Below are 15,102 nucleotides of genomic sequence, written 5' to 3' on the forward strand. Positions count from 1 at the left end.
CATGTGCCGTCATCCGCGCAGCGGATATGGTGTGCCATGATGTGGGTCCGCTCATGCCTGCTGCATGACGGAAATGTCGGTCTGGAAAAAACAGCCATAAGGGCTGTGCGGGCAGGGGTACATCCCGCCCGGCCGTGCGAGATGATGTGAAACCTGAAACGTGTGGGGGCACCCACACGGGCGAGCTGGAGAGCGTGGTGAGTCAGCCCAAGATTAACGCCGAGATCCTGTTGCCTGCCATGGAACAGGCGATCGACCCCATCGTCATCATCGATGAGCACAACAGCGTCATTTTCTTCAATCCCGCGGCGGAGCGCATGTGGGGCCTGCCACGCAAGGACGTGCTGGGCCGCAATGTCAGTTGCCTCGTGCCGCTCGACTACCGCAAGGACCATGACAGCTTCATCGCCCATAACCGCAGGACCGGGATCAACAAGATCGTCGGCACCTCGCGGGAGGTGGAGTTCACCCGCGCGGACGGCGAATATGTGTGCGGCGAGCTTTCGATCTCCAAGGTGCAGTTGCCGGGCACGGACAAGACCTACTACATCGCGGTGATGAAGGACGCGACGGAGGAAAGCCAGAGGCGCAAGATCCTCATCCTCCAGAACGACGTGCTCCAGGCGCTGGCGGCCGACCTGCTGATCCAGGACGTGGCCGACCTGCTGTGCCGCCGCGTGGACAGCTTCGTGCCCAATTCGGTCGCGTGCCTGATCCTGATCGATTCCGACAACCGGCTGCAGATCCTCTCGGCCCCCGGCCTGCCCAAGCGCTATTTCAACGCGCTGGAGGGGCTGAAGCTGGAGCCCGCCGACATCGCCCGCCTGCAGCGTGAGCCGTCGTACAGCAACCATATCCTGTGGCACAATTACCAGTCGATCGCGAAGTCGCTGGGGCTGGAACACTGCCGCTCCGCGCCGATCCGCACGCACAACAATCAGGTGTCGGGCCTGTTCGCGCTGTATTCGCGCGACCCCCATGCGCCGCAAAGCTGGCCGGAGCGGATCGTCGATGCCTGCATCCCGTTCTGCGCCCTTGCGGTGGAACAGAACGCGACGCGCCAGCACATCTCGCAACTGTCGAACTTCGATTCCCTGACGGGGCTGCTCAACCGCTCCTCGCTGCACAAGATCATCGACGAACTGATCATGCGCGAGGGCGACAGCCGCTTCTACCTGTTCATGATCGACATCGACCGCTTCCGCGACATCAACGATGCGCTGGGCCATGTCTATGCCGACCAGTTCCTGGTGGAAATCGGGCAGCGCATCCGTGACCTGGTGCAGGGGGATTATATCATCAGCCGCTCCGGCGGGGATGAATACATCGTCATCGTGCCCGACTGCACGCAGGAAAAGGCGGTCAAGTTCGCCGAACTGCTGTTCACCACCATCGCCAAGCCGATGCAGGTGGGTGAAAACACGCTCAGCATCTCGTGCAGCATCGGCATCAGCAGCTTCCCCGACAACGGCCCCGACAGCGAATCCCTGCTCAGCAACGCGGATTCCGCCATGCGCCAGGCCAAGGCCGACGGGCGCGGCGTCTACCGCTTTGCCGGGCAGGAAAAGAACCAGGTGGCGCAGGACCGGCTTGTGCTCGGCTCCGCGCTGCGGGATTCGCTGGCGAAGGGGATGCTCAACCTGCATTACCAGCCGCAGGTCGAGGCGGCGAGCGGCGGCCTGTACGGGGTGGAGGCGCTGTCGCGCTGGCACCACCCGCACCTTGGCAACATCTTCCCCTCGCGCTTCATCGCGGTGGCGGAGGAAACCGGACAGATCGAGGCCATTGGCCGCTGGTCCCTGCATGAGGCCTGCCGCCAGATGCGCCACTGGGACGATGCGGACGTGCATGTCCCCACCGTGGCCGTGAACCTGTCGGCGGTGCATTTCCGCAACCGCGCGCTGCCGGAATACATCTCCAACCTGCTGCGGCAGTTCAATCTGACGCCCGACCGCCTGACGGTGGAAATCACCGAAAGCGTCATGATGGACAGCAGTAGCGACACGATCGACGTGCTGCACGCCATCCGCGACATGGGCTGTGGCCTGTCGATGGATGATTTCGGCACGGGCTATTCCTCCCTGTCGCGCCTGACGCGCCTGCCGCTGAGCGAGATCAAGATCGACCGCAGCTTCATCAACGATTTCGAACACGACACCAACGCGCAGGCCGTGACCATGGCGGTCATCGGCATCGGGTCGCGCCTGGGCATGACCGTCGTGACCGAAGGCGTGGAGACCGAGCAGCAGCGCCTCCTGCTGGAGGAGCTGAAGTGCGACGTGATGCAGGGCTACCTGTTCGCCAAGCCGCTGCCCGCGCATGAACTGGAAAAATGGTATCGCGCGGGCAAGGCGCGGGGCACGTTCGTCCCGCCGGTCGCGGACCGTCCGGGCGCGCTGGAGATGCAGAAGGCCGAAAAGGACGCCGCAGAGGCCAGGGCCAAGGCGGCGCCGGCCGCCACGGCCGGGGCGCCGGTCGGGGGCAAGGCTGCGAAATGATGTCACGGACCGCCGTGCCGGCGCGGCCATCGCGGCGGTCCCCACACTTTATGACTGAAGATTACTGTCTGAATTTTTTGATCCCCCGTTTTCAGGTCTGAGGGAAAAATGTCATTGCAACACGATGATCGGCTACGCGCCCTTACTCACCAGGATGCGGATTTCTGGGCCGATCTGGTTGATGATGTCCTGATTGTCGCCATTACGGACCGTGATGGCGTGATTACCTATGTCAACGACAAGTTCTGCAAGGTCAGCAAATACTCCGCGGCGGAACTGCTGGGATCGACCCATCGCATCCTCAACTCCGGCTATCACGATGCGGCATTTTTCCAGGACATGTACCGCACCATCCAGTCGGGGCAGCCATGGCGGGGCAATATCTGCAACCGGGCGAAGGACGGGACGATCTACTGGGTTGCGACGACCATCATTCCCAAATGCGGGCCGACGGGGGAGGTGGAGGGCTATGTCGCCAGCCGCTTCGAGATCACCGAACTGATGAAGACGAAGGAGCGGCTGTCGGAACTGGCGGAAACCGATACGCTGACGGCGCTGCTCAACCGTGGGGGGTTCAACACTGCCCTGTCCGCAGCCCTTGGCCTGTCGAGCAAGGAGCCGCCGGAATCGCGCGCGCTGGTGATGTTCGACCTTGACGGGTTCAAGCAGATCAATGACATCCACGGTCACCATGCGGGCGATATCGTCCTGCGTGTCGTCGCCTCGCGCCTTGTGGAACTGACGGACCCCGATGATCCCATCAGCCGCCTTGGCGGGGACGAATTCGCCATCGTCCTGAACAAGACCCTGCGCAGCGTGCCGCTGGAAAAATACATGGACCGGCTGCAGGCGGCCCTTGAACGCCCGATCGACATCGAGACCGTGACCGTCAGCATTTCGGGCAGCATCGGCGCCGTCTTCCTCGATGCGCGCGAAAGTGTCGAGGACATGCAGAAGAACGCCGACATGGCGCTGTATGCGGCCAAGCGCGCGGGCGGCAAGCAGGAGCAGATGTTCACCGCCGCCCTGCACCATCGCGCGCAGGTCCGCAGCCAGATCCTGATCGAGGCGCGCAGCGGCGTGAAGAATGGCCAGTTCGAGGTCTATTACCAGCCGATCCTGAACTGCCACACCTGCCAGCTTGACCAGATCGAGGCGCTGCTGCGCTGGCACCATCCCGAACGCGGCCTGCTGGCGGCGGAGGATTTCGCCGACGTCTTCACTGACTCCACCCTGACGCAGGCGATGGTGCCGTCGATGATCGCGTCGTTCCAGCGCGACGTCGCATTGTGGAACAGCACCGGGCAGCCCCCGCGCCAGCTTGCGATCAACATGTCACGCATGGACCTTGGCCGTGCGGAATACCGCGAGGAACTGGAACAGTCGCTGCGTGAATTCGGCCTGTCGCCCGCCAATTTCGTGCTGGAGGTGACGGAACCGATGCTGCAGGGCCGCCGGGCGGAGCAGAGCATGCACAACATCCGCGAACTTGGCGCCGCGGGTTTCCAGATCGCGATGGACAATTTCGGCAAGGGCGAGACGATGCTGCGTCACCTGCGGGACCTGCCGTTCACGCAGCTCAAGATCGACCAGTCGCTTGTGACCGGCATCGTGGACAATCCGGGCGATCGCGATGTGCTCGCCAGCCTGATCGGCCTGGGGCAGGTTTACGGGCTGGAAGTCACGGTGGAGGGCGTGGAGACGCGCGCGCAGTTCGATATCGTCCACGCGATGAAGCCGGACCGGGTGCAGGGCTTCTTCATCTCGCCCGCGCTGTCGTCGCAGGCGCTGCTGAAGCTGCCGTCGCGCTTTGAAATCGCGGCGTAAGCGATGACGCAGGGTGATGCCCCCACGGGCGCGGTGCAGCTTGACGCATCCGTCCCGCGCGCGGACGTTGCGGGATGGGCCAATACGCGGCGCATCATGCATGTCCGTCACGAGGGCGATGACGCGGTGCTGCCTGCCTTTGTGACCACGGCGGGGTGGGCGCGCCTGCTGGAGCGGTACTGTACGGGGGAGGGGCCGGTGGACGGGCCGGGTGGCCGCCTGTCGCCCACGCGGGTGATGCTGGGTCTGGATCGTGCGATCGGCCGCCTGATGGATGCCGCCGCGGGCGAGGATGCGCGTGCGGGCCGGGCGCTTCGGGCGGGATATGCGGTGCATTCCGACCTGTTCGACCCGGCGGGCGGGGAGGTTCTCCTGCGCCTTGTGGTGGATCGCGATACCGGGGTGGCCTGCGTGATCGCTGGCATGCCGGAGGACCTGGCGCCGCTGGACCTGCCGCCGCTGGCCTGAAGTCCCTTCTTTTTCTGGAGAAAAAGAAGCAAAAAGACTTTAATACTTCAACAATTAAAAGTTTTTGGTGAAGCTTTTTCCAAAAAGCTTCAAAAGATGCCGCCTTCCCGGAAAAAAAGCCCTCATGACCGCGCCGACACACTCCCCGGCGCGGCAGGCCGTGTCAGCGGCCCCGGCAGGTGGGTCAGGCGTGCGCACCCGCGTGCCACGGCCACGCACAGCGCCATGGCGAGGCACATCGGGAACCACATGTCATGCCCGACGCGGGTGAATTCGATCCCCAGCGCCAGCGCCGTCATGGGCATGGCCATGAACGTGCCGAGGAAGGCGACCCCACCGATCAGGGCGGCGGCATCGGCGGGCACGGCAGGGGCGGCGAGGTTCCATCCCGCGACCAGCACGCTTGAGAGCAGCGCACCCATCGTCAGGCTTGGCGTCAGCAGGCCGCCGGCTGCCCCCGCCCGCAGCGCGCCCATGACGACGACGATTTTCAGCACCAGCAGTTCCGCGCCCAGCGTCGCGCCGATGCGGCCCGCCACCGCCAGTTGCGTCGGACCGCGCCCGTTGCCCGGAAGCTGCGGGAACAGGCACGCCAGCAGGCCGATGGCCGTAAAGACCGCAAGGCACCATGCGATACGCGCCGTCCCCGACGCCGCGCGGTTCTGCGCCAGTGTGCCGAGGGTCTTGATCGCATGGGCGCACACGCCGATGACCGGTGCGGCGCAGATGGCCCACATCATGATGGCGGGCGTCAGCGGCATGGGGCCGATGTCGTACTGCTGCACGTTGCCAAGGGCGATCCACGGCACCACGGCGGCAATGCCGCACGCACCAAGCGCCGCCATCGCCGCACGGGGCGAAAATGCCTTGAGCAGAACTTCGAGGATGAACAGCGTGCCCGCCAGCGGCACGTTATAGACCGCAGCCAGTCCCGCCCCCGCGCCACAGGCGATGATGATGCGCGCATCCCCCGGCGCAAGGCCCAGCAGGCGCCCCCCGCGGGAGGCGAGCAGCGCCCCGAATTCACGCGGCGCGGCCTCCCGCCCCAGGGGGGAGCCAAGGGCGACGGTCACGATCTGCAGCAGCACATGGATGGTCGTGGACATCGCGGGCATGGCCTTGCCCGGCGCATCGCCACGCCCCACGGCGGCCGTGACGCTGACCAGTGGCCGTCCCGCGCGTTGCAGTCCCCACCAGCCAAACCCCGCGACCACGCCGCAGGTGAACAGGGCCGCCACCCGCCGCCATGGTGGCGCGGCGCTGACGCCGGCAAGGAAGTTGTGCGGCCCGCCCGCCTGCCCATAGCCATAGGCGACATGCTGGACCGCATGCAGCGCCAGCGCCAGCGCCATCCCGCCCAGTCCGGACATGATCCCGGTTGCAATGACCGCAAGGACCATGCGCGCGCCGGGCATCGCGGTGGATGCCGCGGGCGGGACGGGCGATGCGGCGGTGGAGGAGGCGCGGGTGGGGGCGGGGGGCTGGGTCATGGCGGCCCAATTCTATGCAGGATGTGCGTGCGCGATGCAAAAGCCGATGCAAAAAACATGTGCAAAAACCCCTGCGTTACCGGGGCTTAGGCAGGAGTGCGCCCGACTGTGGCAATCGTGTTGCGGGGCGTGATTGAAAAGACACTCCACGCCTTGCGGAATCGCAATGATTGCTTGCATGGATTCATCATGTCGGGAATATGGCACCATGGGGCGTTCGTGTTGGTCCGCGGACATGACACGGGGACAGGACACGGGTGATCCGGTTTTCGGGGCGCGCGCGCGGGTATCGCCAGCAGCGCCACGGGCCCATTGCGTACGCAGGTCGGGGAAGGAAAAAGACATGAAGTTCGTCATTGCGGTCATCAAGCCGTTCAAGCTTGATGAGGTCAGGGAGGCGCTTTCCTTGATCGGCGTCGATGCCCTGACCGCGACCGAGGTCAAGGGATATGGTCGGCAGAAGGGCCAGACCGAGATCTATCGCGGGGCGGAATACAACATCCAGTTCCTGCCGAAGATCAAGCTGGAGATCGCCGTTCCCGACGCCGTGGCCGACCGCGTGATGGAAGTGATCCAGGCCGCGGCCAATACCGGCAAGATTGGCGATGGAAAGGTTTTTGTCCTCGATCTGGAAAAGGCCATGCGGATCAGGACCCAGGAAACGGGAGAAAACGCGCTGTGAACAAGATGACCGCCGCGCTGCTGCGCGGGTGTGCCCCGGTGGCGGCCTTTGCCGTGGCGATGGGGGGTGCGTCCGCCCTTGCCGCCGATGCCGCGTCCACCCCGCCCGCCATCGATACCGGTGACACGGCATGGATGCTGGTCAGCACCGCGCTGGTGCTGATGATGACGATCCCGGGTCTTGGCCTGTTCTATGCCGGCATGGTGCGCAAGAAGAACGTGCTGGCGACGCTGATGCAGTCGTTCGCGATCTGCTGCATCATGACGGTGGTGTGGATGGTCGTGGGCTACAGCCTGACCTTCACGTCGGGCAATGCGTTCATCGGCGGCCTGTCGCGCGTGATGCTCAATGGCATGGGGGCCGGGATTTCCAAGGGGTCCGACGTCGCGTTCACCATGGCGGCGGGCACGCCTGCGGCCACGACCATGACCATCCCCGAAAGCGTGTGGATGACGTTCCAGATGACGTTCGCCATCATCACGCCCGCCCTGATTGCCGGTGCATTCGCCGAACGCATGAAGTTCAGCGCGCTGTGTGTCTTTACCATCGTGTGGTCGCTGCTGGTGTACGTGCCGGTCGCGCACTGGGTCTGGGGGCCGGACGGATGGGTCGCGGCAAGGATCGGGGCCATCGACTTTGCCGGGGGCACGGTCGTGCATATCAATGCCGGTATTGCGGGCCTGGTCGCCGCCCTGGTGATCGGGCGGCGCAAGGGGTACGGGCATGATGACATGTCGCCGTACAACCTGACCTACGCCATCATTGGCGCGTCCCTGCTGTGGGTTGGCTGGTTCGGGTTCAATGCCGGTTCCGCCGGCGGGGCGAACGGGCGCGCGGGCATGGCGATGGCCACGACCCAGATCGCCGCCGCTGCCGCCGGTGTCGCATGGATGTGCGCCGAATGGGTCAAGACCGGCAAGCCGACGGTGCTGGGCATCATTTCCGGCGCGGTCGGTGGCCTGGTGGCGATCACGACGGCGGCGGGCTTCGTCCTGCCGGGCGGTGCGCTGGCGATCGGGCTTGTGGCCGGTGTCGTGTGTTTCTGGGGGGCCACCGGCCTGAAGCACATGATGGGATATGACGACAGCCTCGACGCGTTTGGCGTGCATGGCATCGGCGGGATCGTCGGCGCGCTGCTGACGGGGGTGTTCGCCTATGGCCCGCTGTCGGCCACCGACGCCAGCCCCGAGGGCGTCAGCGGTTCATTCGCGCAGTTCCTGGCGCAGGCGGAATCGGTGGGTGTCACCATCGTCTGGTGCGCGGTGCTGACGTTCGTGATCCTCAAGGCGGTGGACCTGACGATCGGCCTGCGTGTCACCCCGGACGAGGAGATGGAAGGTCTCGACATGGCGCTGCATGGGGAGCGCATCAATTCCTGATCCCCGGCCTGTCCGGTGGGATGTGGGTGAAGGAAGGCGGGGCATGTCCCCGCCTTTTTTCATGTCCCGCGCCCGGCCATATTGCGCCCGCGGAATGTTGCGTATTCGCAATATGGTATGTGATGATTTTGACACATACCCTGCCGAATGTTACGGATGAAAGAGTGTTCTGAAATGTGGATAAATCCTAAACATCCATACGGAATCTATAATTAAGTCGGCAGCGGGGGCAGCTTCATGGGAAAGGCCGGGACGGGCACGCGGGCGTTGCGTGCAGGCATTGGCTGTATCATCGCGGTGGGGGCGGGCCTGCTGGTGGACATGCGCCCGGCCCATGCGCAGGTGTCCGTGTTCAAAAGCATGGAAAAAAGCGATTCCGCCTTTGCGCGCTGGCTGTCGGGCATCACCCTGACCGGGCAGGTCGAGGGCGGCATCATGGCCAACCCCGCGCGGCCACAGCCCGGCTACAACTTTGGCGACTTCTTTGCCGACCATGCCAACCAGGTGCAGCTCAACCAGGCGGAGTTCACCCTGCAGAAGGCCATCGACCCGTCGCGTGGCGGCTACCAGGTCGGATTCACGCTGGAGGGCATGTACGGGTCCGATGCGCGCTATTACCAGATCCTTGGCGTCAGCGCGCATGAATGGAATGCGCGCTACCAGTTGATCCCCGCGCAGGCCCATGCCGATGTCCACCTGCCATGGGCGACGAAGGGGGGGCTGGACATGCATGCCGGCATCCTGCAGGCCCCGATGGGGGTGGAGACGCTCGACCCCACGACGCGGCCGTTCTATACGCTGGCCTATACCTCTGAATATTCCGTCCCCTTCCAGCATATCGGTGCGATGTTCAACTGGCATGTCACCGATATGCTGGACGTGACGTTCGGGATTGATACCGGCAACCAGACCTCCTTTGGCCGGTCGGACAATAACAACGCCCCTGCCGGGTATTTCGGGTTCAACCTGAACAACCTTGCGCACGGGAAGCTCAATATCGTCGAACTCAGCCGCGTGGGGCCGGAAAACTCGCGCTATTCCTCCGCCGGGGGACGGCATGAGGCGGATAATGCCGAACGGTTCTGGAACGACATCAACGCCGTCTATGCCGTCAATGACCGCCTGACCCTGACGGCGGAGTTCAACTACATCCATGACCAGGGGCTGAACGGCATCCGCGCGAACGGCAATTTCAAGGCCGCCGATGCCGAAAGCTTCGTCAGTTTCCTCAGCTACAAGGTCAACAAGGTCCTGACCTTCAACTATCGCGGGGAAATCTATCGCGACAACAACAACCTGATGGTCGCGACCTTCATCGGCAACAATTCCTACATGGATGGCATCTCCGGCCGCACCACCCCGGCCGACGCGCTGATGCCCGGCCCGAGCGGGCATGGCACGACCTATGGCGAAATGACGCTGGGTGTGACGTACAAGCCTGATATCGGCCACCATGTGCGCGTGTTCATGCTGCGCCCCGAAATCCGCTTTGACCGCTCGCTCAACGGCACGACGCCGTTCAATGGCGGGCGCAACAATGGCATGTTCACCTTTGGCGGGGATGCGGTGATCGGGTTCTGAGGTATTCCGGCGTGCGGGGGAGTCGGTGCGTGAGAGACCCGGGCTCTGCCCGGACCCGGCAGGGAGCGCGCTCCCTGCACCCTGATTCGTTAAAAGTCATGGTTTCCAAAGGGTAATACCCTTTGGTGGGGGTTCGGGGGCGAAGCCCCTGAGCGTGCGAGGACGTTGGTGCATGCAACACCCGGGCTCTGCCCGGACCCGGCAGGGAGCGTGCTCCCTGCACCCTGATTCGTTTAAAAGTCATGGTTTCCAAAGGGTGAGCCCTTTGGTGGGAGGTCGGGGGCGAAGCCCCTGAGCATGCGAGGCCGTTGGTGCCATGCAACACCCGGGCTCTGCCCGGACCCGGCAGGGATCGCGATCCCTGCACACTGATTCGTTTAAAAGTCATGGTTTCCAAAGGGCAGGCCCTTTGGCGGGGTGCAGGGGCAGCGCCCCTGCGTGGCCTCAGCGCTTCATCGCCTTGAACCGGCGGGTCTGTTCCGTCAGGGCGACCTCGACCGGCAGGCGTTCCATGCTCGATGCGCCATAGAAGCCGTGGCAGTCGGGGCAGTTGTCCAGCACCTTCTGCGCGTCGTCGGGCATGGCGATCGGGCCGCCATGGCACAGCAGCATGACATCGGGACGGATGGAGCGCGCGGCCTCCGAAATCTCGTTGATGAGGGTGATCGAATCTTCCAGCGTCATGGTCGTGCCCGCGCCGATCGCCCCGCCGGAGGTCAGGCCCATATGCGCCACCAGCACGTCGGCCCCGGCCTTTGTCATGTCGCGCGCCTGCTCCGCGTCGAAGACGTAGGGCGTGGTCAGCAGGTCCTTCTTGCGCGCGCGGGCGACGACATCGACCTCCAGCGCGTAGCTCATGCCGGTTTCCTCAAGGTTGCGGCGGAAATTCCCGTCGATCAGCCCCACGGTGGGAAAGTTCTGGATGCCCGAAAACCCGACCCGCTTCACATCGTCGAGGAACACGTCGAAATCGACAAACGGGTCGGTGCCGCACACACCGGCCAGGACGGGGGTGTGGGGCACCACGGGCAGGACCTCGCGCGCCATGTCCATGACGATCTGGTTGGCATTGCCATAGGCCAGTACCCCCGCCAGCGACCCGCGCCCCGCCATGCGGTACCGGCCGGAATTGTAGATGACGATCATGTCGATCCCGCCCGCCGCCTCGCACTTGGCGGACAGGCCGGTGCCGGCGCCACCACCGATGATAGGATGTTTGTCGGCGATCATCGTGCGGAATTTCGCCAGTATCTCTGCGCGTGGAATCGAAGGCATCAGGTGTTTTCTCCGTTAAAGAGGCTGCGGAACGTGGCGGCGAGTGTATCGGCAAACGCCGCGTCATTCACCCCATAAGGCAGCGGAATCAGCCGGCGGCGCGGTGTCTGTTCCACCGTGCGCTCCAGCGCTTCGAACAGGGCATGGTCCGCCTGCGGGTCATAGAACGGCTCCCCCATGCGGTCGAGCAGGGAGAAACCGCCTTCGGGCAGGAAGAAGCGCACCTCCCCCCGGCACTGGTTCAGCCGGTCGCCAATCCATTCCCCGATCGCGCGACATTCCGCGACCGAGGTGCGCATCAGCGTGATCTGCGGGTTGTGTTCCACCAGGCGGCGGTTGCGGTAATGGGCGGGCACGGTGTCGGGCGCGCCGAAATTGACCATGTCCAGCGCACCGCAACTGCCGACATAGGGCACGCCGGTACGGATGGCCGCACCCAGCCGGTCGTCGTCGCAGGGGAAGATCCCGCCCGAAAGGTAATCGCAGATCTCGGTCGTGGTGACATCGATGATGCCCGCCAGCAGCCCGGAATCGGCCATGCGTTCCATCGCGCGCCCGCCGGTGCCGGTGGCGTGGAACACCATGCAGTCGAACGTGTCGTCAAGGTCGCTGACGATGCGTTCCACGCACGGCGTCGTCACACCGAACATCGTCAGCCCCACGGCCGGGCGCGGGTCATGCAGGGCGGGGGGCAGGTGGCTGGCCATGCCCGCCATGGCGTTGGCGGCGTTGGCGAGGATGCGGCGCGACAGGCGGTTCAGCCCCTCCATGTCCGTCACGGAATAGACCATGGCGATGTCCGACCCGCCGACATAGGGCGCGACATTGCCCGACGCGACGGTGGAGACCATCATTTTCGGCAGGCCCAGCGGCAGCTCCTGCAACGCGGGCGCGACCAGCGCGGTGCCCCCCGACCCGCCGATTCCCAGCACGCCGGAGATATCGTTGCGCGCGCACAGGAAATGGCGCAGCGCGGTGGCCATGGCGGCGATGGAGGAGCCACGCCTGCGGGTGAATACCGCCTGCGTGCCATCGGGATGGGCGGCGGCAACGGTGGTGGGGGGGATCGTGTCGGCGTCGTCGGGGCCGGGCGCGCGATGGGCGGTGCTGACATCGACGATGACGGCGGGCACGCCCTGCCCGGTGATGAGGTCATGGACATAGCGCAGTTCCACGGCCTTGGTGTCGCATGTGCCGACTATATATACACGTCCCACGTTGCTCTCCCCTTCCTGCCCGGGTCAGAATTTGCGTCCGCGACACAGGGGCGCAAGCCCCGTGGCCGCCCGGCGGGGACACGCTTGCGTGAACAGGGGCGCAGGCAATACTATGTCATGGAAAAGCCGCTTTTCCGCGCCTTTTACACGTCCGGGACATAGGCCAGCGGTGGCTGGCGCGGCCCGCTGCGCTGATAGGTGTTGAGGAAGACGCGCACGGCCGAACGCGCGACGAAATCAATATAGGCGGGGCTGGTGTCAACCGGAAGCTGCATGCGCGCGCGCCCCGCGATGTGCGTCTGGCACAGGGCATAGAACTGCTCCGCCGCGAATGTCGGGTCGGGCACATCGAGAAGTTCGCTCTGCGGCGCGCGGGTCAGCCATGCGGCAAGGATGCTGGTGGCCTGCTGCGGCCCGTTGGCCCAGAATGTCTTGGCCAGTTCGGGAAAGGTCGCCGCCTCCGACACGATCACGCGGTTGAGCATCAGCGACAGCGGCGAGGTGATGAGTTCGATCAGCGCGCGCGCGACATGTTCGAGCGAGTCCGCCATCGTCGCCCCCTCGTCGATGCGGCGGAACATCAGCGGCAGCTTTTCACGGGTGCACTGTTCGATGAAGGCGCAGAACAGGACGGCCTTGCTGTCGAAATAGTTGTAGAGTGTCCCCTTCGACACGCCCGCGTCGCGCGCGATGCACGACATGCTCGCACCTTCATACCCGTGTTCGGCAAAGATCCGCGCCGCCCCTTCAAGGATCTGCGCGCGCTTGGCCGGGGAGGTGCCCGTCGCGGCGGAGGGGACCTGCGCCTTGTCCTTGTCGGGGAAGGGGGGCGTTGCAGCCATCAGACGTGTCCTGACCTTTTTGTCCGTTAGTTTCGATTGACCCGATGCATAAAGCGGATAGGTTATGGACCTGACCGAACTGATCGGTCAATGGAAGATGATATCGCGCAACCGTTGCGTACGAACAGGTTTATCGTATTGGCGACAGTGACAACAGGGGGCCGCGTTGGTGGTTAGGGGATTTTCATGGCGCACCGCCGTGGTCGGGTTGTCGGTGGTTACGGCGGGGTGTGCCGTTGGCCCCAATTTCCATAAGCCTACCCCCTGGACGCCAAAGAAATATGGCGGCCCGACCAACATGCACACCGAGACGAAGGCAGGCGAAAAACCCGTCGCCAGCCAGGTGACATCCGACACGCCGGACCCGGCATGGTGGGACTGCTTCCACGATCCCATCCTGTCGGAACTTGAACGCAGGGTGGCCACCGACAACCTCGATGTCCGGCGCTTTGCCTACCGCATGGCCGAAAGCCGCGCGGAACTGCGCATCGCGGGGGCCGAACGCTTCCCCGCCATGTCGGCAAGCGGGTCGTACGCGCGCCAGCAGTACAGCACCAAGATGCTGCAGCGCATCGTCACCGACATCGAGCAGGAACACCCCGAGGCCATGGGCATCGCCCCGCCGCCGGGGCAGGCGAAGATCCCGCTGTTCAACCAGTGGCGCGACAGCATCGACGCCACGTGGGAGGTGGACCTGTGGGGCCGTGTGCGTCGCCAGTACGAGGCCGCGGCCGCATCGGCGCAGGTCACGCAGGAAGCGCGGCGCGGCATGCTGATCTCGCGCGAGGCGGAGGTCGCGCGCGATTACATGGACCTGCGCGCGACGCAGGAACAGTTGCGCATCGTCATGGAAAACCGCGACGTGGCGCAGCGCATGCTCGACCTGAACCAGGACCGCTACACCCACGGCATGAGCAGCGATTTCGATGTGGAACGCGCCCGCGCCCAGCTTGAGGGCACGCTGGCGCGCATGCCGCAGCTTGAACAGCAACTGGCCCAGCAGGTCAACGCGCTGAGCATGCTGCTGGGTGAACCGCCGCGCGCCCTGTCGGATAAACTTCTGGTGGCGTCGGCCATCCCGCCGGTGCCCCCTGCCGTGCCGATTGGCGTGCCCTCCGAACTTGCGCGGCGCAGGCCCGACATCCGCCGCGCCGAAGCCAACCTGCACGCCGCCACCGCCGAGGTGGGCGAAGCCGTGGCCGAGTTCTATCCCCGTGTGACGATCAATGCCGGGTTCGGCTTCGAATCCCTGTCGTTCCGCGACATGGGGTTCTGGAACGCCAAGGCATGGAATGTCGGCCCGTCGATCACCCTGCCGCTGTTCCAGGGCGGGCGCCTGCGCGGGCAGCTTGAACTGCGCAAGTCCGCGCAGAAGGAGGCGGCGCTCGCCTACCAGCAGACGGTGCTTCAGGCGTGGCATGACGTGGACAACGCGCTGACCGCCTATACGGATGAACAGCGGCACCATGATTTCCTCGCAGCCCAGGTGGCGGCGAACGCAGCGTCGCTGAAGCTGGCGCAGGACCAGTACGGGCAGGGGCTTGTGACCTACCTGTCGGTGCTCGATGCGCAGCGCCAGCTTCTGTCGTCGCAATCCGACCTGACCAGCAGCACGGCGACGATTTCGGCCAATCTGGTGCGGCTGTACAACGCCCTTGGCGGCGGGTGGGAGACGACCTATCCCGAACCCGTGCCCAGGGGGAAGAAGGCAGCGCCCCGCGCCACCGCCGCCTCCGCTACCCCCGCCGCAGGGAAGGCGGCATAGGGGAAAAGACCCGAAAACGTGCGGAAATGCTTGGCGCGGCCAGACGACGCCTGATATAAGCCGCGCGGTTCCGCCATG

The 15,102-nt window shown here is 64.8% G+C and carries 11 protein-coding genes; 7 read left to right on the forward strand and 4 right to left on the reverse strand.

Annotated features, from left to right (window positions below; all coding sequences use genetic code 11):
- Positions 1-197: 197 nt before the first annotated feature.
- The 3 genes from CFR72_RS05025 to CFR72_RS05035 all read left to right on the forward strand — a co-directional run bounded on the left by CFR72_RS05025 (position 198) and on the right by CFR72_RS05035 (position 4,793).
- Positions 198-2,498 carry an EAL domain-containing protein gene (locus tag CFR72_RS05025; protein WP_110912973.1) on the forward strand — a complete coding sequence of 767 codons (2,301 nt, stop codon included), beginning with the start codon at positions 198-200 and terminating at the stop codon, positions 2,496-2,498.
- 108 nt (positions 2,499-2,606) lie between these two features.
- On the forward strand, positions 2,607-4,325 hold the full coding sequence (locus CFR72_RS05030) for a putative bifunctional diguanylate cyclase/phosphodiesterase (protein ID WP_110912934.1): 1,719 nt from the start codon (positions 2,607-2,609) through the stop codon (positions 4,323-4,325).
- A 3-nt stretch (positions 4,326-4,328) separates the two neighbouring features.
- On the forward strand, positions 4,329-4,793 hold the full coding sequence (locus CFR72_RS05035) for a hypothetical protein (protein WP_110912935.1): 465 nt from the start codon (positions 4,329-4,331) through the stop codon (positions 4,791-4,793).
- A 122-nt stretch (positions 4,794-4,915) separates the two neighbouring features.
- Here the strand turns inward: CFR72_RS05035 and CFR72_RS05040 are convergent, their stop codons facing one another.
- Positions 4,916-6,283, reverse strand: coding sequence for a chloride channel protein (locus CFR72_RS05040; protein WP_244182180.1), 1,368 nt, complete (start codon positions 6,281-6,283; stop codon positions 4,916-4,918).
- Positions 6,284-6,626: 343 nt separating this feature from the next.
- Here CFR72_RS05040 and CFR72_RS05045 point away from each other — a divergent pair, with 343 nt between their 5' ends.
- From CFR72_RS05045 to CFR72_RS05055, 3 genes are all read left to right on the forward strand, one after another.
- The gene (locus CFR72_RS05045; protein ID WP_110912936.1) at positions 6,627-6,965 is read left to right on the forward strand and encodes a P-II family nitrogen regulator; all 339 of its coding nucleotides are present in this window, start codon (positions 6,627-6,629) and stop codon (positions 6,963-6,965) included.
- A 59-nt stretch (positions 6,966-7,024) separates the two neighbouring features.
- Positions 7,025-8,344, forward strand: a complete 1,320-nt coding sequence (locus CFR72_RS05050) for an ammonium transporter (protein ID WP_279629153.1) — start codon at positions 7,025-7,027, stop codon at positions 8,342-8,344.
- 321 nt (positions 8,345-8,665) lie between these two features.
- Positions 8,666-9,925 (forward strand): outer membrane beta-barrel protein, encoded by a 1,260-nt coding sequence (locus tag CFR72_RS05055; protein WP_390669794.1) that lies wholly within the window; start codon positions 8,666-8,668, stop codon positions 9,923-9,925.
- Between the two features lie 444 nt (positions 9,926-10,369).
- Here CFR72_RS05055 and CFR72_RS05060 read toward each other — a convergent pair whose 3' ends face one another.
- From CFR72_RS05060 to CFR72_RS05070, 3 genes are all read right to left on the reverse strand, one after another.
- The gene (locus tag CFR72_RS05060; RefSeq protein WP_110912938.1) at positions 10,370-11,200 is read right to left on the reverse strand and encodes a phosphoenolpyruvate hydrolase family protein; all 831 of its coding nucleotides are present in this window, start codon (positions 11,198-11,200) and stop codon (positions 10,370-10,372) included.
- The gene (locus CFR72_RS05065) at positions 11,200-12,417 is read right to left on the reverse strand and encodes a Tm-1-like ATP-binding domain-containing protein (RefSeq protein WP_110912939.1); all 1,218 of its coding nucleotides are present in this window, start codon (positions 12,415-12,417) and stop codon (positions 11,200-11,202) included. Before CFR72_RS05065 ends, CFR72_RS05060 begins: the two co-directional genes overlap by 1 nt.
- A gap of 143 nt (positions 12,418-12,560) precedes the next feature.
- Positions 12,561-13,259, reverse strand: coding sequence for a TetR/AcrR family transcriptional regulator (locus CFR72_RS05070; RefSeq protein ID WP_110912940.1), 699 nt, complete (start codon positions 13,257-13,259; stop codon positions 12,561-12,563).
- A gap of 166 nt (positions 13,260-13,425) precedes the next feature.
- Between CFR72_RS05070 and CFR72_RS05075 the strand changes: the two genes are divergently transcribed.
- The gene (locus CFR72_RS05075; protein WP_110912941.1) at positions 13,426-15,024 is read left to right on the forward strand and encodes an efflux transporter outer membrane subunit; all 1,599 of its coding nucleotides are present in this window, start codon (positions 13,426-13,428) and stop codon (positions 15,022-15,024) included.
- The last annotated feature ends 78 nt before the right edge of the window (positions 15,025-15,102 follow it).

This window comes from Gluconacetobacter entanii, from assembly GCF_003206495.1.
GTDB lineage: Bacteria > Pseudomonadota > Alphaproteobacteria > Acetobacterales > Acetobacteraceae > Novacetimonas > Novacetimonas entanii.

Excerpts from the sequence above, each read along its gene's own strand:
- CFR72_RS05030 (WP_110912934.1), top strand. The coding sequence starts at position 2,607 with ATGTCATTGCAACACGATGATCGGCTACGCGCCCTTACTCACCAGGAT.
- CFR72_RS05035 (WP_110912935.1), top strand. The coding sequence starts at position 4,329 with ATGACGCAGGGTGATGCCCCCACGGGCGCGGTGCAGCTTGACGCATCC.
- CFR72_RS05040 (WP_244182180.1), bottom strand. The coding sequence starts at position 6,283 with ATGACCCAGCCCCCCGCCCCCACCCGCGCCTCCTCCACCGCCGCATCG.
- CFR72_RS05045 (WP_110912936.1), top strand. The coding sequence starts at position 6,627 with ATGAAGTTCGTCATTGCGGTCATCAAGCCGTTCAAGCTTGATGAGGTC.
- CFR72_RS05050 (WP_279629153.1), top strand. The coding sequence starts at position 7,025 with ATGGGGGGTGCGTCCGCCCTTGCCGCCGATGCCGCGTCCACCCCGCCC.
- CFR72_RS05055 (WP_390669794.1), top strand. The coding sequence starts at position 8,666 with ATGCGCCCGGCCCATGCGCAGGTGTCCGTGTTCAAAAGCATGGAAAAA.
- CFR72_RS05060 (WP_110912938.1), bottom strand. The coding sequence starts at position 11,200 with ATGCCTTCGATTCCACGCGCAGAGATACTGGCGAAATTCCGCACGATG.
- CFR72_RS05070 (WP_110912940.1), bottom strand. The coding sequence starts at position 13,259 with ATGGCTGCAACGCCCCCCTTCCCCGACAAGGACAAGGCGCAGGTCCCC.